General features: G+C 49.6%; 33 protein-coding genes. 2 read left to right on the forward strand and 31 right to left on the reverse strand.

Annotated features, from left to right (window positions below; translation table 11 throughout):
• Window positions 1-110 precede the first annotated feature (110 nt).
• Complete coding sequence (locus tag DUE52_RS12535) at window positions 111-3,014, forward strand: ATP-binding protein (RefSeq protein WP_165840928.1); 2,904 nt, start codon at window positions 111-113, stop codon at window positions 3,012-3,014.
• 139 nt (window positions 3,015-3,153) lie between these two features.
• Window positions 3,154-3,354 (forward strand): hypothetical protein, encoded by a 201-nt coding sequence (locus tag DUE52_RS12540; protein ID WP_114406361.1) that lies wholly within the window; start codon window positions 3,154-3,156, stop codon window positions 3,352-3,354.
• Here DUE52_RS12540 and DUE52_RS12545 read toward each other — a convergent pair.
• From DUE52_RS12545 to rplC, 31 genes are all read right to left on the reverse strand, one after another.
• Window positions 3,351-4,547, reverse strand: a complete 1,197-nt coding sequence (locus DUE52_RS12545; RefSeq protein ID WP_114406362.1) for an acetyltransferase domain-containing protein — start codon at window positions 4,545-4,547, stop codon at window positions 3,351-3,353. The genes DUE52_RS12540 and DUE52_RS12545 overlap by 4 nt on opposite strands.
• Window positions 4,548-4,653: 106 nt before the next feature.
• Complete coding sequence (carA, locus tag DUE52_RS12550; protein WP_114406363.1) at window positions 4,654-5,769, reverse strand: glutamine-hydrolyzing carbamoyl-phosphate synthase small subunit; 1,116 nt, start codon at window positions 5,767-5,769, stop codon at window positions 4,654-4,656.
• A gap of 94 nt (window positions 5,770-5,863) precedes the next feature.
• Entirely contained in the window at window positions 5,864-6,631 is a 768-nt protein-coding gene (rplQ, locus tag DUE52_RS12555) for a 50S ribosomal protein L17 (RefSeq protein WP_114406364.1), read from the reverse strand.
• Between the two features lie 4 nt (window positions 6,632-6,635).
• Complete coding sequence (locus DUE52_RS12560) at window positions 6,636-7,625, reverse strand: DNA-directed RNA polymerase subunit alpha (RefSeq protein ID WP_114406365.1); 990 nt, start codon at window positions 7,623-7,625, stop codon at window positions 6,636-6,638.
• A gap of 135 nt (window positions 7,626-7,760) precedes the next feature.
• Window positions 7,761-8,366: a 30S ribosomal protein S4 gene (rpsD, locus tag DUE52_RS12565; RefSeq protein ID WP_114406366.1), complete on the reverse strand. Its 606-nt coding sequence runs from the start codon at window positions 8,364-8,366 to the stop codon at window positions 7,761-7,763.
• A gap of 115 nt (window positions 8,367-8,481) precedes the next feature.
• Window positions 8,482-8,877: a 30S ribosomal protein S11 gene (gene rpsK / locus DUE52_RS12570; protein ID WP_114406367.1), complete on the reverse strand. Its 396-nt coding sequence runs from the start codon at window positions 8,875-8,877 to the stop codon at window positions 8,482-8,484.
• Between the two features lie 87 nt (window positions 8,878-8,964).
• Window positions 8,965-9,342 carry a 30S ribosomal protein S13 gene (rpsM, locus tag DUE52_RS12575; protein ID WP_114406368.1) on the reverse strand — a complete coding sequence of 126 codons (378 nt, stop codon included), beginning with the start codon at window positions 9,340-9,342 and terminating at the stop codon, window positions 8,965-8,967.
• Window positions 9,343-9,351: 9 nt separating this feature from the next.
• Complete coding sequence (gene rpmJ / locus DUE52_RS12580; RefSeq protein ID WP_091512700.1) at window positions 9,352-9,468, reverse strand: 50S ribosomal protein L36; 117 nt, start codon at window positions 9,466-9,468, stop codon at window positions 9,352-9,354.
• A 103-nt stretch (window positions 9,469-9,571) separates the two neighbouring features.
• Window positions 9,572-9,790, reverse strand: coding sequence for a translation initiation factor IF-1 (infA, locus tag DUE52_RS12585; protein ID WP_114406369.1), 219 nt, complete (start codon window positions 9,788-9,790; stop codon window positions 9,572-9,574).
• 3 nt (window positions 9,791-9,793) lie between these two features.
• Entirely contained in the window at window positions 9,794-10,606 is an 813-nt protein-coding gene (map, locus tag DUE52_RS12590) for a type I methionyl aminopeptidase (RefSeq protein WP_114406370.1), read from the reverse strand.
• 4 nt (window positions 10,607-10,610) lie between these two features.
• The gene (gene secY / locus DUE52_RS12595) at window positions 10,611-11,924 is read right to left on the reverse strand and encodes a preprotein translocase subunit SecY (RefSeq protein WP_114406371.1); all 1,314 of its coding nucleotides are present in this window, start codon (window positions 11,922-11,924) and stop codon (window positions 10,611-10,613) included.
• An 85-nt stretch (window positions 11,925-12,009) separates the two neighbouring features.
• Entirely contained in the window at window positions 12,010-12,456 is a 447-nt protein-coding gene (gene rplO, locus DUE52_RS12600) for a 50S ribosomal protein L15 (protein WP_114406372.1), read from the reverse strand.
• 4 nt (window positions 12,457-12,460) lie between these two features.
• Entirely contained in the window at window positions 12,461-12,640 is a 180-nt protein-coding gene (gene rpmD / locus DUE52_RS12605) for a 50S ribosomal protein L30 (RefSeq protein ID WP_114406373.1), read from the reverse strand.
• A gap of 23 nt (window positions 12,641-12,663) precedes the next feature.
• Entirely contained in the window at window positions 12,664-13,179 is a 516-nt protein-coding gene (gene rpsE, locus DUE52_RS12610) for a 30S ribosomal protein S5 (protein ID WP_114406374.1), read from the reverse strand.
• An 8-nt stretch (window positions 13,180-13,187) separates the two neighbouring features.
• A complete protein-coding gene (gene rplR / locus DUE52_RS12615; RefSeq protein ID WP_114406375.1) occupies window positions 13,188-13,544 on the reverse strand; it encodes a 50S ribosomal protein L18 in 357 nt (118 codons plus the stop codon).
• A gap of 31 nt (window positions 13,545-13,575) precedes the next feature.
• Window positions 13,576-14,133, reverse strand: coding sequence for a 50S ribosomal protein L6 (gene rplF / locus DUE52_RS12620; protein WP_114406376.1), 558 nt, complete (start codon window positions 14,131-14,133; stop codon window positions 13,576-13,578).
• 9 nt (window positions 14,134-14,142) lie between these two features.
• Complete coding sequence (gene rpsH, locus DUE52_RS12625) at window positions 14,143-14,541, reverse strand: 30S ribosomal protein S8 (protein WP_114406377.1); 399 nt, start codon at window positions 14,539-14,541, stop codon at window positions 14,143-14,145.
• 104 nt (window positions 14,542-14,645) lie between these two features.
• Window positions 14,646-14,915 carry a 30S ribosomal protein S14 gene (gene rpsN / locus DUE52_RS12630; RefSeq protein ID WP_114406378.1) on the reverse strand — a complete coding sequence of 90 codons (270 nt, stop codon included), beginning with the start codon at window positions 14,913-14,915 and terminating at the stop codon, window positions 14,646-14,648.
• Between the two features lie 20 nt (window positions 14,916-14,935).
• Window positions 14,936-15,490 carry a 50S ribosomal protein L5 gene (gene rplE / locus DUE52_RS12635; RefSeq protein WP_114406379.1) on the reverse strand — a complete coding sequence of 185 codons (555 nt, stop codon included), beginning with the start codon at window positions 15,488-15,490 and terminating at the stop codon, window positions 14,936-14,938.
• 38 nt (window positions 15,491-15,528) lie between these two features.
• Window positions 15,529-15,867, reverse strand: a complete 339-nt coding sequence (gene rplX, locus DUE52_RS12640) for a 50S ribosomal protein L24 (RefSeq protein ID WP_114406380.1) — start codon at window positions 15,865-15,867, stop codon at window positions 15,529-15,531.
• A 3-nt stretch (window positions 15,868-15,870) separates the two neighbouring features.
• Window positions 15,871-16,239 carry a 50S ribosomal protein L14 gene (gene rplN / locus DUE52_RS12645; protein WP_114406381.1) on the reverse strand — a complete coding sequence of 123 codons (369 nt, stop codon included), beginning with the start codon at window positions 16,237-16,239 and terminating at the stop codon, window positions 15,871-15,873.
• 2 nt (window positions 16,240-16,241) lie between these two features.
• Complete coding sequence (rpsQ, locus tag DUE52_RS12650) at window positions 16,242-16,505, reverse strand: 30S ribosomal protein S17 (RefSeq protein WP_038119974.1); 264 nt, start codon at window positions 16,503-16,505, stop codon at window positions 16,242-16,244.
• A 17-nt stretch (window positions 16,506-16,522) separates the two neighbouring features.
• The gene (gene rpmC / locus DUE52_RS12655) at window positions 16,523-16,717 is read right to left on the reverse strand and encodes a 50S ribosomal protein L29 (RefSeq protein WP_114406382.1); all 195 of its coding nucleotides are present in this window, start codon (window positions 16,715-16,717) and stop codon (window positions 16,523-16,525) included.
• A 6-nt stretch (window positions 16,718-16,723) separates the two neighbouring features.
• Entirely contained in the window at window positions 16,724-17,152 is a 429-nt protein-coding gene (gene rplP, locus DUE52_RS12660) for a 50S ribosomal protein L16 (protein WP_114406383.1), read from the reverse strand.
• Between the two features lie 49 nt (window positions 17,153-17,201).
• Entirely contained in the window at window positions 17,202-18,137 is a 936-nt protein-coding gene (rpsC, locus tag DUE52_RS12665; RefSeq protein ID WP_114406384.1) for a 30S ribosomal protein S3, read from the reverse strand.
• A gap of 12 nt (window positions 18,138-18,149) precedes the next feature.
• Window positions 18,150-18,539, reverse strand: a complete 390-nt coding sequence (gene rplV, locus DUE52_RS12670) for a 50S ribosomal protein L22 (protein WP_114406385.1) — start codon at window positions 18,537-18,539, stop codon at window positions 18,150-18,152.
• 74 nt (window positions 18,540-18,613) lie between these two features.
• On the reverse strand, window positions 18,614-18,892 hold the full coding sequence (rpsS, locus tag DUE52_RS12675; RefSeq protein ID WP_114406386.1) for a 30S ribosomal protein S19: 279 nt from the start codon (window positions 18,890-18,892) through the stop codon (window positions 18,614-18,616).
• Window positions 18,893-18,899: 7 nt separating this feature from the next.
• Entirely contained in the window at window positions 18,900-19,724 is an 825-nt protein-coding gene (gene rplB / locus DUE52_RS12680) for a 50S ribosomal protein L2 (protein WP_114406387.1), read from the reverse strand.
• Window positions 19,725-19,766: 42 nt separating this feature from the next.
• Window positions 19,767-20,060 carry a 50S ribosomal protein L23 gene (gene rplW, locus DUE52_RS12685; protein ID WP_114406388.1) on the reverse strand — a complete coding sequence of 98 codons (294 nt, stop codon included), beginning with the start codon at window positions 20,058-20,060 and terminating at the stop codon, window positions 19,767-19,769.
• 6 nt (window positions 20,061-20,066) lie between these two features.
• The gene (gene rplD / locus DUE52_RS12690; protein ID WP_114406389.1) at window positions 20,067-20,693 is read right to left on the reverse strand and encodes a 50S ribosomal protein L4; all 627 of its coding nucleotides are present in this window, start codon (window positions 20,691-20,693) and stop codon (window positions 20,067-20,069) included.
• A 3-nt stretch (window positions 20,694-20,696) separates the two neighbouring features.
• Window positions 20,697-21,317, reverse strand: a complete 621-nt coding sequence (gene rplC, locus DUE52_RS12695; protein WP_114406390.1) for a 50S ribosomal protein L3 — start codon at window positions 21,315-21,317, stop codon at window positions 20,697-20,699.
• Window positions 21,318-21,428: the final 111 nt, after the last annotated feature.

The raw sequence follows: 21,428 nt of genomic DNA on the forward strand, positions 1-21,428 counted from the left end.
ATGCCCGATGAATTAAGCCATTCGGCATTACGCAATTATTACCCGACGATTTGACCATCCGGCCCACGTGTTCGTGGTGTCTCAGCGGGAAATGAGGTATGCAGATTTTTATGACGTCCCTACGAAACCCACGGGTCTTGCTGCTGGTGTTTTATTTGAGTAGCCAAACCCTGGTTGGTGTGGCTCAGAAAAACCGTGTCTACACGGCCCAGGCCGGTGTCATGGACCTTTCTTCCTACTCCTATGGCGCTTCGGAACCGGTATCCCTAGTGGGCGACTGGTTTTTTAAATGGCACCAATTTGTCGATTCAGCCCGCGTCGTCACGAACCAAACCCTGATACCAGTACCCGGAAACTGGCATTCGTATACCGGGAGTTCCACCTTATTTTCCCAGGATCTGGGCCACTGCACCTACGGGCTGCGGATTATCCTTCCCGATTCAGGAAAAGTATGGTCGTTGCGGCTTCCGCCAATCCGAACCGCCTATACGCTATATGTCAATGGTCAGGTGGTGACCCGGACCGGCCAGGTGGCAACCGACCGGAGCATGAAACCGGAGATCAGCGCGAAAGTCGTCTCATTTCAGGTTCCGGGCAAAGAAGCGTTTCTGTTGCTCCACGTTTCCAACTACTATTATGCCTATGGCGGCATCTGGAAAAGCCTGGAATTGGGCAATCCGGCGGTTATTTCGCAAAGCAGGGAGCGCAGTCTGCTGATTTCTTCCTTCATCGTTGGCGCTCTTTTGATCATTGGCCTGTATCACTTTGTGCTCTATGCACTTCGCCGAAAAGACCGGGCGCCCTTGCTGTTTGGCATCCTCTGTGTACTGGCCGCATTTCGGGAGAATTTCAATTCGGAGAGTCTGTTTTTTCTGGTTTTTCCCGAAGCGGACTGGGTGCTGGCCAACAAAGCACTCTATGGTGCCTTTCCAATTGGGATCATCGGCATCACGCTCTACCTGCAATGCCTGTTTCCGGGCACCATTTCGGCCCTCGCCCGGAAAAGCATTTTCGCTCTGAACCTGGGTTTTCTGGCCCTGGTGCTTCTCACACCGCCAACAGTCTATGCGGCCTGGGGAACCTTGATCAGCCCCCTCGCTACGGTCGAATGCGGTTATTTCTTCTGGATTGCCTTTCAGGCTTCCCGGCAAAAAAAAGAAGGCAGTTTTATCCTTTTTTGTGACATGATCCTGCTGACGGCCTGTGCGATCAACGACACCCTGTATCAGGCCGGTCTTATTCACACCTATTTTCTGCTTTCCAGTGCCGTCGTCATTTTCACCCTCTGTCAGTCGTTGTTGCTGGCAATCCGTTTTTCTACGGCTTTTAAGCGGACGGAAGCATTGACGGTTGAACTGAAAACGGCGAACCAACTCATCGAGCAAATGGCCCTGAAACGGCAGGAAGCCGACCGGCGCAAGGAAGTCGAAGAAGTGAAAAACCGGTTTTTCTCCAACATTACCCACGAATTCCGGACGCCACTCACGCTGATTATCTCCCCCATCGAGCAACTGTTGCCCCCGCCGGGGAAAGGGTTTTCCGTTGAAAATTCCGTTCTTCAAAATACGCTGACCACCATCCACCGCAATGCGCGTCAGTTGCTTCAACTGATCAACCAATTGCTGGATCTGTCAAAACTGGAATCCGGCAGTCTGACCATTCAGGAATCGCAGGGCGATGTGGTTCACTTCCTGAATGATCTGGTCAACTCATTCCGGATAACCGCCGAAACCAAGCGGATTCAATTGACGTATCAACCCGGCTCCCTGCCAGACCAACTGCTGTTCGATGACGACAAATGGGGAAAAATCAGCTACAATCTGCTTTCGAACGCCTTGAAATATACGCCCGGCGGAGGCTCGGTGGAAGTCAAACTACATGCCGAGCCCATGCAGGCGGCTGGCTACCTCATCTTGCGGCTGTCGGTTTCCGACACAGGAACCGGTATTGCCCCAGACCAGATTCCCCATATTTTTGATCGCTTTTATCAAATCGATGATTCCCGAACCCGCACCTTCGGCGGAACCGGCATCGGGTTGGCGCTGGTGAAAGAATTGACGGATCTGCTCAATGGCACGGTCAGGGTAGAAAGCGAGGTCGGCAAAGGCACCACGGTAACCGTAGAGTGCCCGGTTCGTCTTCCCTACGCCGATCATCCGATTCTGAACGCAACACCGTCTCAGACTCTCTGGCCGGAACTACCGCCCCCGTTTGTCGCTCCATTGCCCGATAAAACCGCTCCCGTCAATGAAACGCTCCCGCTCATTCTGGTCGTGGAAGATAACCCTGCCCTGCGCCACCTGATTGCAGCCGGACTTTCCAATACCTACCGGGTCATTACGGCGGCCAATGGGCAGGAAGGTTGGCAATTCTGCCTGGCGGAATTGCCCGATCTGGTACTGAGCGACATCATGATGCCGGAAATGGACGGGCTTCAACTCTGTCGGCTTATCAAGCAAACAACCCAAACGAGCCACATTGCCGTTATTCTGCTGACCGCCAAAACAGCTTCCGAAAGCAAACTGGAAGGTCTGTCGGTGGGTGCCAACGATTATTTAACCAAACCCTTCGATCAGCGGGAATTGCAGCTCCGGGTGGCGAACCTGCTCCACTACCAGTCGACGTTGCGTAAATTTTACAACCTCCAGTTCAGCAAACCCCAAACGACTGCGCTACCGGCCTACGAAAATGCTTTCCTGAGTCAACTCTATCAGGTCCTGGAAAAGCACATCGACGATGCCAAACTATCCGTCGACGACCTTGCCCTGGAAGTGTCGATGAGTTCCCGAACCCTCAATCGCAAGCTAACGACCATGCTGGGCATGACCGTCAGTGAGTTTATCCGCAATTACCGCCTTCGCAAAGCGGCCGATTTGCTAAAAGCCGGCTATCCGGTTTCGGAAACCGCCTATATGGTTGGTTTTGAGAGCCCTTCCTATTTTGGTCAATGTTTCAAAGATCTCTTCACCTTGTCGCCCTCAGAGTACATTCGGAGTGTATTGTCTGAAAATTGAGTGTAATTGTCCGAAAATTGTGAGTCTCTTTGGGGCAAATTCATGAATATTGCAGCCTACTATTTTCTCTGTTCTGATCATGCATCTGTGTACGAGCCATCCACCAATGGCTCGTACATGCCATTTTTTTTCTTTCTATATGGAGCATTTATTCGCTGAATCGAACACGTGGGATATAGGCATCGATCCATCCCTGGACATCCCTTCCGAGGAAACCTACCAACGTTATCTGGTCAATCTGCATTACCAGACCATCGAATACCAAAATTATTCAGCCCGATTTTCACCCAAGAAAACGGCTAAACTTCAGTGGTTTTCAACCGACATTGCGCTGGCTTAAAGATAGCTCCAGATCGGGCTTCGGCTCTGGTTTTTGATTCGGCCATACCATCTACAAAGCGGGTACATGACGAATACGACCAATATCCAAACACCGTAGGTCAAACCGAGTGACAAACCGTGATTTGGCATCATGCCGGCGGTTTTATTCTGGAAGTTAATGGCCGACCACGGAATACCGTCTAACAACAGAAGAACAATCGCCAGGGCGTGGATAATGAAGAAGTGAACTACGAAGTAGAAGAGGGGAACACGACCATAGACCACAAAAAACGGCATCCAGTTTGCCCGTTTGCCTTCCAGCCAGCTCAGCAGCAAAATGGCCGGGCCCAACGTAATCAGGGTGTAGAGTAATGATGGCGGATACTTGGTGAGGTTGATAAACGAAAAGAACGTAAACAACGGCGTTTTCTGCATAGCCCACGGAGCAGGATCACCGTAACTATTCAGGCTGCGAATCAAAATAAAACCCATTACAGCACCTATCCCGATCCATTTGAGCGTTTGTCGACGCTTCTGAGGCCCAAAATCAGGGCGGAACAATTCCCCCAAACAATATCCCAGGATTATAATTCCGATCCACGGAAGCACCGGGTAACTCGTAAAGGCGATCCGACCCGAACCCAGGGGAATTGCATTGCGCTGGTGCAACATCGACCAGATGAGGTCCATCGTAGTTCCGGGTTGGAAGGAAACGCCGTCCAGCGCATTATGCCCCAACAAAATCAGCAGACCAATTGCTAAAAGGATTCTTTGGGGCAGAAATAGCAATCCACTCAAAACCACCATGCCAAAACCCGTTGCCCAGACAACCTCCAGGGCGGTTACGGAAAACGTGATATCGAACCATATAGTCAGGTTAACAACGGTTATGTCCACAAACATCAGCCATATGCCACGCGTCAGCAAGAAAACGCTCAGTTCCGGTTTTGTCTTTTTACGACTCATGAGATAAGCCGACGTTCCCGCCAGAAAGACAAAGGTTGGCGCACAGAAATGCGTTATCCAGCGCGTCATGTAAAGGATGGGCGTGGTGGTATTAAAATCTGTGGCATCGTAGAAAAACCCGTTGTAGTGAATGAAATCACGGGTATGATCCAGGGCCATAATGACCATCACTATCCCCCGCACCGTATCGATGCTCAGGATGCGGGCTGCTACACGATTCAAAGGCAGGGTGGCCGTAACTGACATTGCATGAGGGGATTAATTTACTCACAAGTTAGCTTTATAGGCAAACCGGAGCAAACTCCGCCAACAGCAGGCATAAAAAAACCGGCCAATGACCGGTTTTTCATTCTTATCGTGCTTCGACTTCGATCAATTTCACAAAGTCATCGAATAAATACCGGGAATCGTGGGGACCCGGCGAAGCTTCCGGGTGGTACTGCACCGAGAAGGCCGGGCGATCCTTCCGACGAATTCCTTCGATCGTTTTATCGTTCAGGTTGATGTGCGTCAGTTCAATATCCCGGTTGTCCATCACTTCATCCGCCCGCACGGCGAAACCGTGGTTCTGTGACGTCACTTCACACAGGCCTGTAATCAGGTTTTTGACCGGATGGTTCAAACCCCGGTGGCCGTTGTGCATTTTATAAGTCGTAATGCCACTGGCCAGCGACAGAATCTGGTGTCCGAGGCAAATGCCAAACAACGGTTTATCGGTTTCCAGCGCCTGCTTTACGGTTTGAACGGCGTAAGGCATGGCGGCCGGGTCACCGGGGCCATTGGAAATAAAATAACCGTCCGGATTCCAGGCATTGATTTCTTCAAAAGGCGTTTTAGCCGGAAAAACCCGGCAGTGTGCCCCCCGGCTTGCCAGGTTGTTCAGAATGCTTTTCTTGATTCCCAGGTCCAACACCGCTACTTTAAAGTCGGCCCGACCGGCATCACCTGCTTCGTATATCTGTTGGGTACTCACTTCCGACGAAAGTTCCAGGCCTTCCATGTCCGGAATCTGGTGCAGACGATCGAGCAGAATGGCCGGGTCCAGAATTTCGGATGAAATAATGCAGTTCATAACGCCTTTGTCGCGAATGTGCCGCACCACCTGCCGGGTATCAATTCCGCTGATCCCGACAATGTTAGCCCGTTCAAAGTATTCCTGCAAGGAGGTATCAGCCGTATGCCGAGAATGAATCTGCGAAAAGAAATTACAGACCATGCCCCGGATTTTTACACTTCCGGACTCCTCTTCATCCCGGTATTGCACCCCGTAATTACCAATGTGAGACGTTGTGTTAACGATCACCTGACCATAGTACGAGGGATCGGTATAAATCTCCTGATAGCCGGTCATGCCCGTGTTGAAGCATATTTCACCACCTGCCGTCCCGATTTTACCGAGGGCCGTTCCCCTAAACACGGAACCATCTTTCAAAACCAGTAAAGCATCTGGTTGCTGAACCTGTTTCATGAATTACTTTGGAGTTATTGAATTAAAAAAAAGGGTTAACCCGTTACGGTTAACCCTCTATCTGGTATTTGAGTTCGCTCTTCACAATGATAAATTAACTGGGTCGACCACCGTTTAGTTCATCCTGCAAGGTCTTCAACTCGTCGAATTTGCCATCGCGGGCCAGAGCGGCCTGTTGTGGCCATGTTTCCGGCGTGTGTGAAGCAAATTGAGATCCGGCGTTGTCAAGAATTTCCTTGATGGCTTCCGGGGTCATGTCGGCAACCTGGGCGAACGTCGTCACACCGGCGTTAACCAGCACTTCAGCGATCTTCGGGCCAACGCCTTCGATCAAAGCCAGATCATCGGCCGCAGCTTCCGGGGCTGCTTCGACGGCGGGAGCGTCTTCGGTTCTCGCTTCAGCTACCGGTGCGGCTGCAACGGTTTCGTCGGCTTTCCGGCCACCCCGACGACCACGACGGGTCCGGGTTGCTTTTTGCTCGTCAACGGCAGTCAACATGGTTTCGTTGAAGTCTACCAGTTCGATGATGCAGGTTTCGGCGTTATCACCCAACCGGTTTCCCAGTTTGATGATCCGGGTGTAGCCACCCGGCCGGTTTGAGATTTTGTCAGATACGACGTTGAACAGTTCTTTCATCGTCTCCTTGTTCTGGAGGTACGAGAAAACAACCCGGCGATTCTGATACGAATCGTCTTTGGCGCGGGTCAGCAGGGGCTCAACATATTTCCGCAATTCTTTCGCTTTGGCAACCGTCGTCTCGATGCGCTTGCTCAGAATCAGCGAGGATGCCATGTTCGACAGCATTGCCGTCCGGTGTGAATGGGTCCTGCTAAGGTGATTATTTTTTTTACCGTGTCTCATGGTATCAGTCCTCGTCTAATCTGTATTTGGTAATGTCCATGCCGAAAGTCAGGTTCTTTTCGGCCACCAACTGTTCCAATTCAGTCAGCGACTTCTTACCGAAGTTTCTAAATTTCATCATATCTGAAATCTCCAGTTTCACCAGGTCGCCCAGTGATTTTACATCGGCAGATTTCAAGCAATTGTAAGCCCGTACGGACAAATCAAGATCAGCCAGCGGAGTTTTCAACAACTTCCGCATGTGCAGCATTTCTTCGTCAACGACGTTATCTTCTTCTGCTTTCGCGGTTTCAAACGTCATCGTTTGATCGGAGAACAGCATAAAGTGTTGAATCAGAATGGTAGCTGCGCCTTTCAGGGCTTCTTCCGGGTGAATGGAACCGTCGGTTTCGATGTCCAGCAACAGCCGTTCGTAGTCGGTCTTTTGCTCAACCCGCGTATTTTCAACGCTGTAACGAACATTCTTGATCGGCGTGTAAATGGCATCGATCGGGATGTGTCCGAAAGGCAGTTCGTTGGCACGTGGTTCGTCGGCGGGCACATACCCCCGGCCTTTCTCCACGTGAATTTCCATTTCCAGTTCACGCGTATCGTCGATGTGACAGATTTCCAGTTCAGGATTCAGTACTTCAAACGACGCGCTAAATTTTGATATGTCGCCGGCTTTTAACACCGACTGATTTTTGATCGTAACGGTAATTTTGTTGTCGACCATGTCCGAAACTTTCTTGAACCGAACCATTTTCAGGTTCAGGATAATTTCGGTAACATCTTCAACGACGCCTTCTATGGATGAGAACTCGTGCAGTACGCCAGGGAATCGTACGCTGGCAATGGCATAGCCTTCCAGCGATGACAGCAGAATTCTCCGCAACGCATTCCCTATGGTCACGCCATAGCCCTTTTCGAGTGGCTTGAACTCAAACAACCCGTGAAAGTCGTCAGCTCGCTCCATGACAACTTTATCGGGCATTTGGAACGCTAATATTGACATACGAATTTGTTTTTAACCGTTCAACTAATGAAATGCAGTGTATGGTTTTCGGAATACGGTTTACACCGGGTAGCGGGTTCGGTTGCTTTGCAATCTAACTGAAAACCGAAATCCGTATACCGAAAACCAAAACTGTTACTTAGAATACAATTCAACAACCAGTTGCTCGTTTACGTTCTCAGGAATCTGATCGCGTTCCGGGTAGGTGGTAAATACCCCCTGCAATTGTTGTTGATCCCATTCCAACCAGTTGTAGCGCTTCGGATTCCGGGCCGACAGGCTGGTTGTCACGGCTTCGAGTGACTTCGATTTCTCACGAATGCTGATCAGTTGACCCGGTTTCAATGAGTAAGAAGCTATATTGACCACTTCGCCGTCAACGGCAATGTGTTTGTGAGAGACTAATTGGCGGGCAGCCCGGCGGGTTGGAGCAATGCCTAGACGGTAAACCGTGTTGTCCAGACGCGCTTCGCAAAGTTTCAGCAGGTTTTCACCGGTGATGCCTTGTTTAACAACGGCCCGGTGGAACAAGCCCCGGAACTGACGTTCCAGAATACCGTAGATGTATTTTACCTTTTGTTTTTCCTGCAACTGAACAGCATATTCCGACTGTTTCCGTTTCCGACCGCGTCCGTGTTGGCCGGGAGCGTAGGCTTTCTTTTGCAGGGCTTTGCTGGGGCCGAGAATCGGCTCACCAAACTTACGGGAAATTTTGGCCTTGGGGCCTGTGTATCTTGCCATTTGTACTGAGAATGAATAACGAAAAACGATGAACAGACACAACCCAATGTCGCCTGCCCGTATTCATTAAGTGAAGCGGGTTGCTTAACGCAATCCGCAGAATTGAAAGTAATGCTTAAACGCGACGGCGTTTCGGAGGGCGGCAGCCGTTGTGGGGCAGTGGCGTAATATCTTTGATGGACATTACTTCGATACCGGTATTCTGGATCGTCCGGATCGCAGATTCACGACCGGAACCCGGACCTTTCACGAACACTTCTGCCTTGCGCATGCCCAGATCATGGGCTACGGTAGCACAGTTCTGAGCGGCAGTCTGAGCAGCATACGGCGTGTTTTTCTTGGAGCCTTTGAAGCCCATTTTACCGGCCGATGCCCACGAGATTACTTGCCCCGAGCTGTTGGTAATTGAAATGATAATGTTATTGAACGAAGCCCGGATGTGTACCTGACCAACGGGTTCAACTACTACTACCCGTTTTTTCGCTTTGTCTTTGCGTTTTGCCTGAGCCATTTCTAGTTGATCGTTTAACGTTTAACGTTTAAGGTTTAAAGCATTTTGCGAAAAACCTTAAACGTTAAACCTCAAACCTTAAACTCATTATTTAGTTGCTTTCTTCTTATTTGCTACCGTCTTACGCTTACCTTTCCGCGTGCGGGAGTTGTTTTTCGTGTGCTGGCCACGAACCGGCAGGCCTTTCCGGTGACGCAGACCCCGGTAGCAACCAATGTCCATCAATCGCTTGATGTTCAACTGGACTTCCGATTTCAGTGCCCCTTCAACCTTGTGTTCTGCGCTGATGATGGTCCGGATGGCATTCGACTCTTCGTCGTTCCACTCGCTCACCTTTTTATCAACAGATACACCTGCTTTATTCAGAATTCTCTGCGCTGAGCTACGGCCAATGCCAAAAATGTAAGTCAACGAAATTTCACCGCGTTTCCGGTCGGGAATATCAACCCCTGCAATACGTGCCATATTCAGTGATTAACCTTGTCTTTGTTTATACCTAGGATTCTTCTTATTGATCACGTAAAGCTTCCCCTTCCGGCGGATCACCTTACAATCAACACTGCGCTTTTTAATCGACGCCTTGACTTTCATGGTTTTACTCTCCGTTTTACGGTTTTCGGTTCCGGTTTTCAGTTTTTGGTTATTGCTGCACTATGTCAGCCCACCGTAAACTATAAACCGTAAGCCTTAAACCTTATTTATACCGATAAACAATTCGTGCTTTGGACAGGTCATACGGCGACATTTCCAATTTTACCCGGTCGCCGGGCAGAATTTTGATGTAATTCATCCGCATTTTCCCGGAAATGTGAGCAACTACTTCATGTTTGTTCTCGAGCTGTACCCGGAACATGGCATTGGAGAGTGCTTCTACAATGGTACCGTCTTGTTCGATGGATGTCTGTTTTGCCATTCGTTACGCTATGGTCACTTCGTTGACTTCAATCATTAAGCTGGTATTGGCCGTTACTTCTTCAATGTACTGAAACGTCGTCAGAATTTCGGCCTGACCTTTCCGAACGGCAACTGAGTGTTCGAAATGCGCAGACGGTTTACGATCAACTGTTCGAATAGTCCAGCCATCCCGTTCCTGAACAATGCTTTTCTTACCGAGGTTCACCATCGGCTCTATGGCCAGAACCATACCTTCTTTCAGTTTGACGCCCTGTCCACGTTTGCCATAGTTCGGAACTTCCGGGCCTTCGTGGAGACTCTTTCCGACTCCATGACCGACCAACTCCCGAACCACCGAATACCCGAATTTCTCCACATGACTCTGCACTGCATACCCAATGTCGCCAATCCGATTTCCTTCCGTTGCTTTTTCAATACCGCAATACAGTGATTGCTTGGTACGGATCAGCAGGTCACGAACCTCCTGGCTAATGTCTCCAATGGGATAGGTATAGGCACTATCACTATGGTATCCGTTCAGTTTTACGCCACAATCGATCGAAATAATATCACCTTCTTTCAGTTCGTACTTACTCGGAAAACCGTGTACGACTGTCTCATTGACCGAGATACACAAAGCTGCCGGGAAGTTGTTAAATCCCTTGAAAGAAGGAATACCACCGTTGTCGCGAATATATTCTTCAGCCACGCGATCCAGTTCTTTCGTAGTCACACCCGGACGAATCCGTTTGGCTACTTCGGCATGTGCTTTGCCAAGAACCTGTCCGCTGATTTTCATCAGCTCTATTTCGGCGTCTGATTTCAGGTAAATCATTTCGTTAAGCTGTTATGCTCTCGGTGCGGCCCGTTACCCGTCCTGACTGCATCAGGCCTTCGTAACGACGCATCAGAAGATAACTTTCAACCTGCTGCAACGTATCCAGCACCACGCCCACCATAATCAGGAGTGACGTTCCGCCGAAAAACTGCGAGAAGTTGCGAGTCATTCCCAGCAAAGACGCAACAGCCGGCAAAATCGCTACAATAGCCAGCATGAGCGCTCCCGGTAACGTAATCCGGTCCAAAACCTGACCGATGTATTCAGAAGTCATAAAACCGGGTTTAACGCCGGGAATAAAACCTCCGCTCCGTTTCATATCGTCCGCAATCTGATTCGGGTTAACCGAAATCGCCGTGTAGAAAAACGTAAAGACGATAATCAGAACGGCGAATAACACGTTATACTGCCACGAGGTATAATCGGCGAAAACCGTTTGTACCGAACCAGCGAAATCACTTTTCTCCGCAAACAACGAAGCAACCAGCGATGGAACGAACATCAGTGCCTGGGCAAAGATGATCGGCATGACACCGGCAGCATTCAACTTCAGGGGAAGATACTGACGTTGACCGCCCACGACCTTGTTCCCAACCACCTGCTTGGCATACTGAATCGGAATCCGGCGAACTGCCTGCGTCAGTACAACCGCACCCATTACCACAAAGAACAGGGCAACGATTTCAAGGACGAACAGTAAAGCTCCTCCTGAGCCGCGGGATAAAGCTTCTCCGTATACGGCACCGGGAAACCGCGACACAATACCGATCATGATCAGCATCGAAATCCCGTTCCCGATTCCCTTATCGGTAATGCGCTCGCCCAGCCACATGCAAAAAATGGTACCGGCCGTCAGAACAACAACGGACACAATGTTAAATGTGGCCTCGTTTATCATAATGGCTTCGCCCGGAATGGTCGTCGTCAAATACGTAATCGCCTGAGCCGCCGTCACGAAAATGGTCAGGATACGGGTAATCTGATTCAACCGCTTCCGACCCGACTCCCCTTCTTTCTGCATTTTCTGAAAGTAAGGCAGGGCCAGGGTCAAAAGCTGAATGGCAATCGATGCCGAGATATACGGCATGATTCCCAAAGCAAAAATGGATGCTTTGCTAAAGGCTCCCCCCGAAAATGTTTCCAGCAACCCCAGGAGTCCCTGCGGATTGAGGTTCAACTTCGTCGGATCAATCCCTGGCAACACAATTTGAGACCCTAGTCTAAAAACCGTCACAAACAACAACGTGTTGAGAATGCGGGTTCTCAGTTCCTCGATCGAAAAGATATTCTGAAGGGTCGTGATGAATCGTTTCATTAGTGTATCAAGCTGCTCGTCCGAAAAAAGTCACCAAATTTACGAAGAAATATTGGCTAAATCTACTCATGAACGAACAAGCCGATTAGAGCTTGATTGCTTTACCGCCTGCTTTCTCAATTGCTTCAATCGCTTTCTGCGAAAAGCCATGTGCTTTCACTTCCACGACTGACGAAATTTCACCCCGGCTCAGAATTTTTATCTTGTCGTTTTTACCGGCCAAACCATGTTGCATCAACACATCGATGTCGATGGACGTAACGCCGGCGCTTTCAATTAACTGCTGAAGTGTGTCTAGGTTAATCGGCTTGTATTCAACCCGATTGATGTTCTTAAAGCCGAATTTCGGCACACGGCGCTGCAAAGGCATCTGACCACCTTCGAAGTTCTTCTTGGCGCTGTAACCGGAACGCGACTGGGCACCTTTGTGGCCACGGGTAGATGTTCCACCCATACCAGAACCCGTACCCCGACCTACTCGCTTGCGCTCCCGGACTGATCCTTCCGCAGGTTTAAGTGTATTCAGACTCATAATTTTAAATTTCTTCTACAGTAACTAAATGTTGAATTTTACGGATAATTCCACCGACGGCGTCATTGTATTCCAATGAAACGCTGCGGTTGATTTTCCCCAGACCAAGCGACTTGATCGCCAGTTTCTGTGTTTTCGGCCGCTTGATAATGCTGCGAACCTGTGTTATTTTAACCCGTGCCATTTTCTTGCCGTTGTTAAGGATTCTTATCCGTTAAAAACTTTGCTCAGTTTCACCCCACGCTGGAAAGCGACCTGATGCGGAGCGCGCATTTTCAGCAGCGCGTCGATGGTTGCCTTCACCACATTGTGCGGATTGGATGAACCCTTCGATTTTGCCAATACGTCGCGGATACCGGCACTTTCCAATACCGCACGCATGGCACCACCGGCGATAACACCCGTACCGGCAGAAGCGGGTTTCAGCAGCACAAAACCACCACTGAATTTCCCTTCCATCGCATGAGGAACCGTATGCTTCAGCAGCGGAACCTGAACGAGGTTTTTCTTTGCATCTTCAATTCCTTTGGCAATCGCATCCGTTACTTCGTTCGCTTTACCGAGGCCGTAGCCAACCACACCGTTGCCGTCACCGACGACGATAATGGCCGCAAAGCTAAAACGCCGACCACCTTTCACCACCTTGGCAACGCGGTTGATAGCAACAACACGTTCTTTCAGTTCAGACTCGTTAACTTTAGCAGGTCTTGTATTGGTTACCATTGTTTTGCTTAGAATTTAAGGCCTCCTTCTCTGGCGCCGTCGGCCAAAGCTTTCACCTTACCATGATATAAATAACCATTCCGATCAAAAACTACCTTGGAAATACCGCTGGTAGTTGCTTTTTCTGCCAAAGCCTGTCCAACCTGTTTTGCCAGTTCGACGTTAACACCTTTCTTATCGTTGCCGGTAATTTCGATCGATGAAGCACTGACCAGGGTGTGGCCTTTCTCATCATCAATGATTTGGGCATAGATACGGGCATTTGACCGGAAGACGGATAGTCTCGGCTGGTCAGCCGTTCCGGAAACTTTATTCCGGATATGATTTTTAATACGCAGTCTTCTGCTTTCTTTCGTGACAGCCATTTTCGCCTGTGCTTATTATATGGTTCACCTATTACTTCTTGGAAGCAGACTTACCAGCTTTCCGACGAATTTTCTCGCCCACAAACCGGATACCCTTCCCTTTGTACGGTTCAACTTTCCGCAACGAACGGATTTTAGCCGCTACATCGCCGATCAGTTGTTTGTCGATTCCTTCCAGAATGACTTTTGGGTTTTGCCCTTTTTCCGTTACGGAAGTTACTTTCAGCTCCGTCGGGATGGCCACATAAATATCATGTGAATACCCCAGCGTCAATTGCAGAATGTTATTCGTTGCAACCGCTTTGTAACCGACCCCGACGATTTCGAGTTCCAACTTGTAACCAGTGCTAACACCCGTTACCATGTTGTTGACCAGCGCACGATACAAACCGTGTAAGGCTTTGAAACGCTTCTGATCATTCGGGCGAATCACTTTCAGTTCTCCGTCGACAATCTCTACTTTGATATCCGGGTTGATGCTCTGCGAGAGTTCCCCTTTCGGGCCTTTCACCGTAACAGTGTTACCGTTCTCGACCGAAACTGACACTTTCTCGGGCAGTGCAATGGATTTATTACCTACGCGTGACATAGTTTCTGATTAATATACGTAACACAACACTTCACCGCCTACGTTCAGCGTCCGGGCTTCCTTGTCAGTCATAACTCCTTTTGAAGTCGAGACGATGGCGACACCTAAGCCATTCAGAATCCGCGGAATGTCCGTAGCTCCTTTGTACTGACGCAGACCCGGGCGGCTCACACGCTGCAAATCAACGATGGCAGGTTGTTTCGTAACCGGATTGTACTTCAGTGCAATTTTAATACTTCCTTGCGGGCCCGTCTCGTCGAACTTGTAGTTCTGGATGAAGCCTTTATCAAAGAGTACCTTAGTGATCTCCTTCTTTATATTGGAAGCAGGAATTTCCACGACCCGGTGCTTGGCGCGGATCGCATTTCTGATGCGAGTCAGATAATCTGCTATGGGATCAGTATTCATTTCCTCCTGATTAGTAACTGCAAACCTCGCTGACGGATTAGCCGTTTTGAACGGGCCTGCAAAATTAGGGAATTGTTTCGATAATCGCTAAGATGGCGTGAAAGTTACCAGCTTGCCTTTGTTACACCCGGAATCTTACCGGCCGATGCCATTTCACGGAACGTCACGCGGGAGATACCAAATTTCCGCATGTACCCGCGAGGGCGGCCCGTTAACTTACACCGATTGTGCAGACGTACCGGCGAAGCATTCTTCGGCAGTTTGTCTAACCCGAGGTAGTCTCCGGCAGCTTTCAGTGCGGCACGCTTGGTAGCGTATTTCGCAACTAAGGCAATCCGCTTACGCTCTCTTGCTTTGATGGATTCTTTTGCCATGTTTTTATTCGCGTTATGCGTTATTTTTTACCGCCGGCGAAGGGCATGCCCAGGGCCTTTAGCAATGCAAAGCTTTCTTCATCCGTGTTCGCCGTGGTGACGAACGTGATATCCATACCTGAAATCCGACTTACTTTATCAATCGTAATTTCCGGGAAGATAATCTGCTCCTGGACACCGAACGTGTAGTTTCCGTTGCCATCGAAGCCTTTGTCGCTAATTCCTTTGAAGTCACGAACGCGCGGCAGAGCGACAGCGGTCAGACGATCCAGAAATTCGTACATCTTCTCTCCGCGCAGGGTCACTTTAGCGCCGATCGGCATGCCTTCGCGCAGCTTAAAGTTAGAGACGGCTTTTTTCGCAATGGTTGCCACTGCTTTCTGGCCTGTAATCATCGTCAGTTCTTCGACACCTACATCGACTAACTTCTTGTCAGCGACGGCGGCCCCAATCCCCTTGTTTACAACAATCTTAGAGAGTTTCGGTACCTGCATAACGCTTTTGTACTGAAACTTTTCTTTCAATTGGGCCACGATCTCGTTTGTATATTTCTCTTTCAGCCTCGGTGTTGCCACTTTCGTATCTGTTTAATACGTTCCTGATTTCTAATCAATTAGATAAAATTACCGGTCTTTTTCGAGTACCGTTGCAACTTATCCTTGTCATTCAGTTTGCGGCCGGTCCGGGTCGGTTCGTTGGTGGCGGGGTCAATCACCATCAGGTTGCTGATGTGGATTGTTCCTTCGCGTTTCTCCAAACTTCCCTGGGGGTTGGCTGCGGAGGGTTTCACATGTTTGGTGATCATGTTCACTCCTTCAACCACGGCGCGTTGCTTATCGACCAAAACGCGCAGGATGGTGCCGGTTTGGCCCTTCGAGTTACCAGAGAGCACTTTCACAGCGTCTCCCTTTTTGATGTGTAACTTCGCAGGCTTGTCTGCTACTTTCTTCATGGGTTACAATACTTCTGGAGCCAAAGAAACGATTTTCATAAACTGCTTCTCGCGCAATTCGCGGGCAACTGGCCCAAAAATGCGGGTACCGCGCGGCTCGTCATTGTTGTTCAGCAGTACGGCTGCATTGTCTTCAAACCGGATATAGGAACCGTCTTTCCGACGAATTTCTTTTTTGGTGCGAACGACTACCGCCTTGGAAACAGTACCCTTCTTCATGCTACTGGAAGAAAGCGCCTGCTTAACCGTCACTACAATTTTATCTCCAACCGTAGCGAAACGCTTGCCGGTTCCACCCAGTACCCGAATACAGAGTACTTCTTTGGCACCGCTATTATCGGCTACGCCCAAACGTGATTCTTGCTGGATCATGATTACTTCGCCTTTTCAATGATTTCGACTAATCGCCAACATTTGTTCTTGCTCAGCGGACGGGTTTCCATGATGCGAACCGTATCACCGATTCCACATTCATTTTTTTCGTCATGGGCCATGAACTTCTTCGTACGGTGCATGAATTTTCCGTAAATGGGATGCTGCACTTTCCGATCGACCGCAACCGTGATGGATTTTTCCATCTTGTTGCTTACTACCTTACCAATTCTCTCTTTTCTTAAATTTCTTTCTTGCTGCTCCATGAGTCGATACCGTTTAATTAGCTGGCGTTTTCTTTAACAGTCAGCTCGGTCAGTAATTGAGCAATCAATTTACGCGTGGTGCGAATCCGCATCGGGTTCTCGATGGGCGAAATAGCGTGCGCAAACTTTAATTTTTGCAAGCGATCCTTCTCAGCCGCTACCTGCTCATTCAATTGTTCAACCGTCAGCGACTTGATCTCGTTCTTTTTCATGACTGATTAGTCTTCTGTTTCCTGATAATCCCGACGAACAACGAATCTTGTTTTGATCGGTAACTTTTGAGCCGCCAAACGCAGAGCCTCATTGGCTACGTCCAGGGGAACACCAGTTGCTTCGAACAGAATGGTGCCCGGTTTTACGGCAGCTACCCAATACTCAGGTGCTCCCTTTCCTTTACCCATCCGTACTTCGGCTGGTTTCTTCGTGATCACCTTGTCTGGAAAAATACGGATCCAAACCTGGCCTTCACGTTTCATGGCACGGGTGACGGAAATACGGGCCGCTTCAATCTGACGGGCTGTAATCCAACCTGGTTCCAGCGACTTGATGGCAAACGATCCGAAAGCGATTTGGTGACCCCGTCCGGCAATGCCTTTCACACGGCCTTTCTGCTGCTTACGAAACTTGGTTCTTTTTGGTTGTAACATCTTTAGTCGTATCTAAAGGACGTGCCTGGTATGACGTCCGATGTTCTTACTATCTTTTGCGTGGGCCACCACCTTGACCTCCGCCACCGCCCGGCCGCGGGCCTCCGCCCTGACCACCACGTTGACCTCCGCCCTGTCCGCCACGTTGACCTCCACCGCCTGGTCCACCCTGACCACGCGGAGCGCCACCACCGGCACCACCACGATTCTGATCATTGCGTCCCCGGCGACGATCACCCCGGTCGCCTTCACCACCGCGTTCTCCGCGACGGTCTCCGCGATCGTTGCGACGATCACCCCGGTCGTTACCACGATCCGATTGAGCTGCGGTAATTTGAGCCGCTGGTGACAAATCACGTTTACCGTAAAGTTCACCTTTGAATACCCAAACTTTGATACCGATTTTTCCGTAGATCGTTTGTGCTTCCGAGATTGCGTAGTCGATGTCGGCACGAAGTGTGTGCAGCGGCACCCGACCTTCTTTGTACTCTTCCGTACGGGCCATTTCAGCACCGCCCAGACGACCTGATACGCGAACTTTGATTCCCTGAGCACCAACCCGAATCGCTGAGCTAATCGCCTGTTTCATCGCCCGGCGGTAGGATATACGCGCCTGCAATTGTTGGGCAATCGTTTCACCGATCAGTTTAGCATCGATTTCCGGACGTTTGATTTCGAAAATGTTGATCTGAACGTCTTTGCCGGTAATTTTCTTTAGCTCTTCCTTGATCTTATCGACTTCGCCACCGCCTTTACCGATCACAATACCCGGACGTGCCGTGTGAATGGTCAATGTAATGCGCTTCAACGTCCGCTCGATAACAACCCGGGCTATCGATCCTTTCGGAATACGTGCCTGAATATATTTTCTAATTCTTTCGTCTTCAACCAGCTTATCAGGAAACTCTTTGCCGCCATACCAGCTTGAATCCCATCCTTTGACTATACCAAGCCGAAAACCAACGGGGTTTACTTTTTGTCCCATTTTATTGTCTTGTTATTCTGCGTTTTCTGTTGAAACTACTGGTGCAACCGTAAGAGATCCGGCGGCACTCTCAATCACGATCGTAACGTGGTTGGAGCGTTTGCGAATCCGGTGACCACGCCCCTGAGGAGCAGGACGCAGACGTTTCAGCATCCGACCGCCATCGACAAAAATCGTCTTTACGTACAGATCAGCGTCTTCGGCGCGTTCATCTTCATTTTTTTGCTGCCAGTTAGCAACCGCCGAGAGCACCAGCTTTTCCAGCAGCGCTGCACCGGCCTGGGGTTGATAACGCAGAATACCCAATGCTTTGCTAACCTTCTGACCCCGGATCATATCGGCTACCAGCCGCATTTTACGAGGAGACGAAGGCACATTTTTTAGCTTTGCTACTGCTTCCATTTTTTCTGGTTTCAGGTCTAAAGTCTAACGTTTAACGAACACCTCAAACCTTAAACTTTAAACATTAAACAATTCTACCGTTTGCCTTTGTCTTTCTTCGCAACGTGCCCCCGGAAGTTACGGGTAGGCGAAAATTCGCCTAATTTATGACCCACCATATTCTCGGTGACATACACGGGAATGAACTTATTGCCATTGTGTACGGCGAACGTATGGCCAACGAAATCCGGAGAGATCATTGAACGGCGGGACCAGGTTTTGATTACAGACTTTCTGCCTGCATCGTTCATGGTGTCCACCTTCTTTTCCAGACGAAAATCTATGTAGGGACCCTTTTTGAGTGAGCGTGCCATCTACCTCTTATTTTTTTCGTTTACTAATGATCAGACGATCTGAATATTTGTTCACCGGGCGGGTCTTCTTGCCTTTTGCATACAGACCGGTACGTGACCGGGGATGACCACCGGAAGCCCGACCTTCACCACCACCCATCGGGTGATCTACTGGGTTCATGGCAACACCACGGACGCGGGGACGAATCCCTAACCAACGGTTCCGACCGGCTTTCCCCATGCTCACGTTCATGTGATCCGGGTTAGACACCGAGCCGACGGTTGCCATGCAGGTTCCCAATACCATCCGCTGCTCACCCGAAGGCATCCGCAGAATCGCGTATTTGTCTTCGCGGGCTACCAACTGGGCGTAGGTTCCGGCGCTGCGAACCATAGCGGCTCCTTTACCGGGCTTCAGCTCCACGTTGTGAACGATGGTACCAATCGGCATGGCCGACAATGGCAGGGCGTTTCCAACTTCGGGCGGAACGGATGGGCCTGAAATGACCTGCTGTCCAACCGTGATGCCTTGAGGGGCAATGATGTAACGCTTTTCCCCATCAACGTAGAACAACAGAGCGATCCGGGCCGAACGGTTAGGATCATACTCAATCGTTTTAACCGTTGCCGGTACATCAGCCTTATCGCGTTTGAAGTCGATAATCCGATACTGTTTCTTGTGACCGCCACCAATGTAGCGCATTGAACGGTGACCCTGGTTGTTCCGGCCACCTGATCTCTTTATCGATACCAGCAGACTCCGTTCCGGTTTGTCCGTCGTAATCTCGGCAAAGTCCGGGGCCACGCGAAAACGTTGACTCGGGGTTGTTGGTTTCAGTTTCTTAACTCCCATGATTCCTAACTACTTCGTTTAGTCGTTCGTGGTTGGGTTGCCTTATGCTTCAGCGTAAATATCGATGATCTCCCCGTCGGCAACCGTAACGATTGCTTTCTTCCAGGTTGACGTCCGGCCTGCCGTAACAGCGCCTTTCTTCGTGCTCTTCGACTTCATGTGTCCGAAGCAACGCATCGTATTGACTTCCTTCACCGTAACGCCATACAATTTCTCGACAGCCTTTTTGATTTCGATTTTATTGGCATTCATCGACACCTCAAAACCGTATTGTCCCTTCTTATTCTGGGCCGTCACTTTTTCGGTAATGATCGGTCTTTTCAGTACGTTTTCCATAATCAATTACTGGAGAAGAGATTCTAGTTTCGACAAAGCCCCTTCAGCAATCAGCAGACGGTCGGCGTGCATCAAATCATACGTGTTCAGGCTGTCAGCCGTCACCACTTTCGCTTTTTGCAGGTTGCGGCTCGACAGAACCACGTTGGTGTCTACCTCAGGCAGAATCAACAACGTTTTCGTGTTCAAAGCTTCAAAACCGGTCAAAAACTCAATGTATGACTTCGTACGGGGGCCTTCCAGGGTGAAGTTTTCCAGGATGGAAACGCTGTTACCCTGTGCTTTGGTGGCAAGCGCTGATTTACGGGCCAGTTGCTTTACCTTCTTGTTCAGTTTGAACGAGTAGTCACGCGGACGGGGACCGAAGATGGTTCCACCGCCAACGAATACCGGCGATTTGATGGAACCGGCACGAGCACCACCCGTACCTTTTTGCTTCTTGATTTTACGGGTCGAGTGAGCATTCTCGGCACGTTCTTTTACCTTGTGCGTTCCCTGACGTTGGTTGGCCAGGTATTGTTTCACGTCTAAGTAGATCGCGTGCTCGCTTGGCTCAATTCCGAAGATCTCATCAGACAAGTTGATTTTCTTGCCTGTGTCTTCGCCTTTCGAGTTATAAATTGCTACCTCCATGATTTACTTATCTAAAATGAGGAACGAATTTTTTGCGCCCGGAACCGAGCCGCTCACTACGATCAGATTTTGCTCTGACAGTATCTTCAAAACACGAAGGTTCTGAACTTTCACCCGGTTGCCACCCATGCGACCGGCCATCCGGATACCTTTGAAAACCCGTGAAGGGAATGAACAGGCACCGATAGAACCCGGGTGACGAGCGCGGTTGTGCTGACCGTGGGTTTGTCCACCGACACCACCGAAACCGTGACGTTTCACAACGCCCTGGAATCCGCGACCTTTAACCGTTCCGACGACATCAACGAAATCGCCCTCGACAAAAACATCCGCGGCTTGCAGGGTTTCTCCCAGGCTCAGCTCTTTTTCGAATGTTTTAAACTCAACTAACTTGCGCTTCGGCGTCGTACCGGCCTTTTTAAAGTGCCCCAGCAATGGCTTGGTTGTACGTTTTTCTTTCTTTTCGCCGTAACCCAACTGAACAGCCTGATAGCCGTCGTTCTCCTGCGTTTTTACGTGTGTAACAACACAGGGACCAGCCTCAATAACTGTACATGCCAGAGCCTGCCCGTCAGCATTGTACAGACTGGTCATCCCAATCTTCTTTCCAATTAAACCAGACATAAATAAGTGGTTGTAAAGCAGGAATTTATAGTTTCAACCCGAAAAAATCGGAGTGCAAAGGTAGGAATTACTAACGCTTATTCCAAACCGTATTTTACTTTATTCCAATGA

Origin of the sequence: Larkinella punicea (assembly GCF_003334855.1) — a bacterium.
Classification (GTDB): Bacteria; Bacteroidota; Bacteroidia; order Cytophagales; family Spirosomataceae; genus Larkinella; species Larkinella punicea.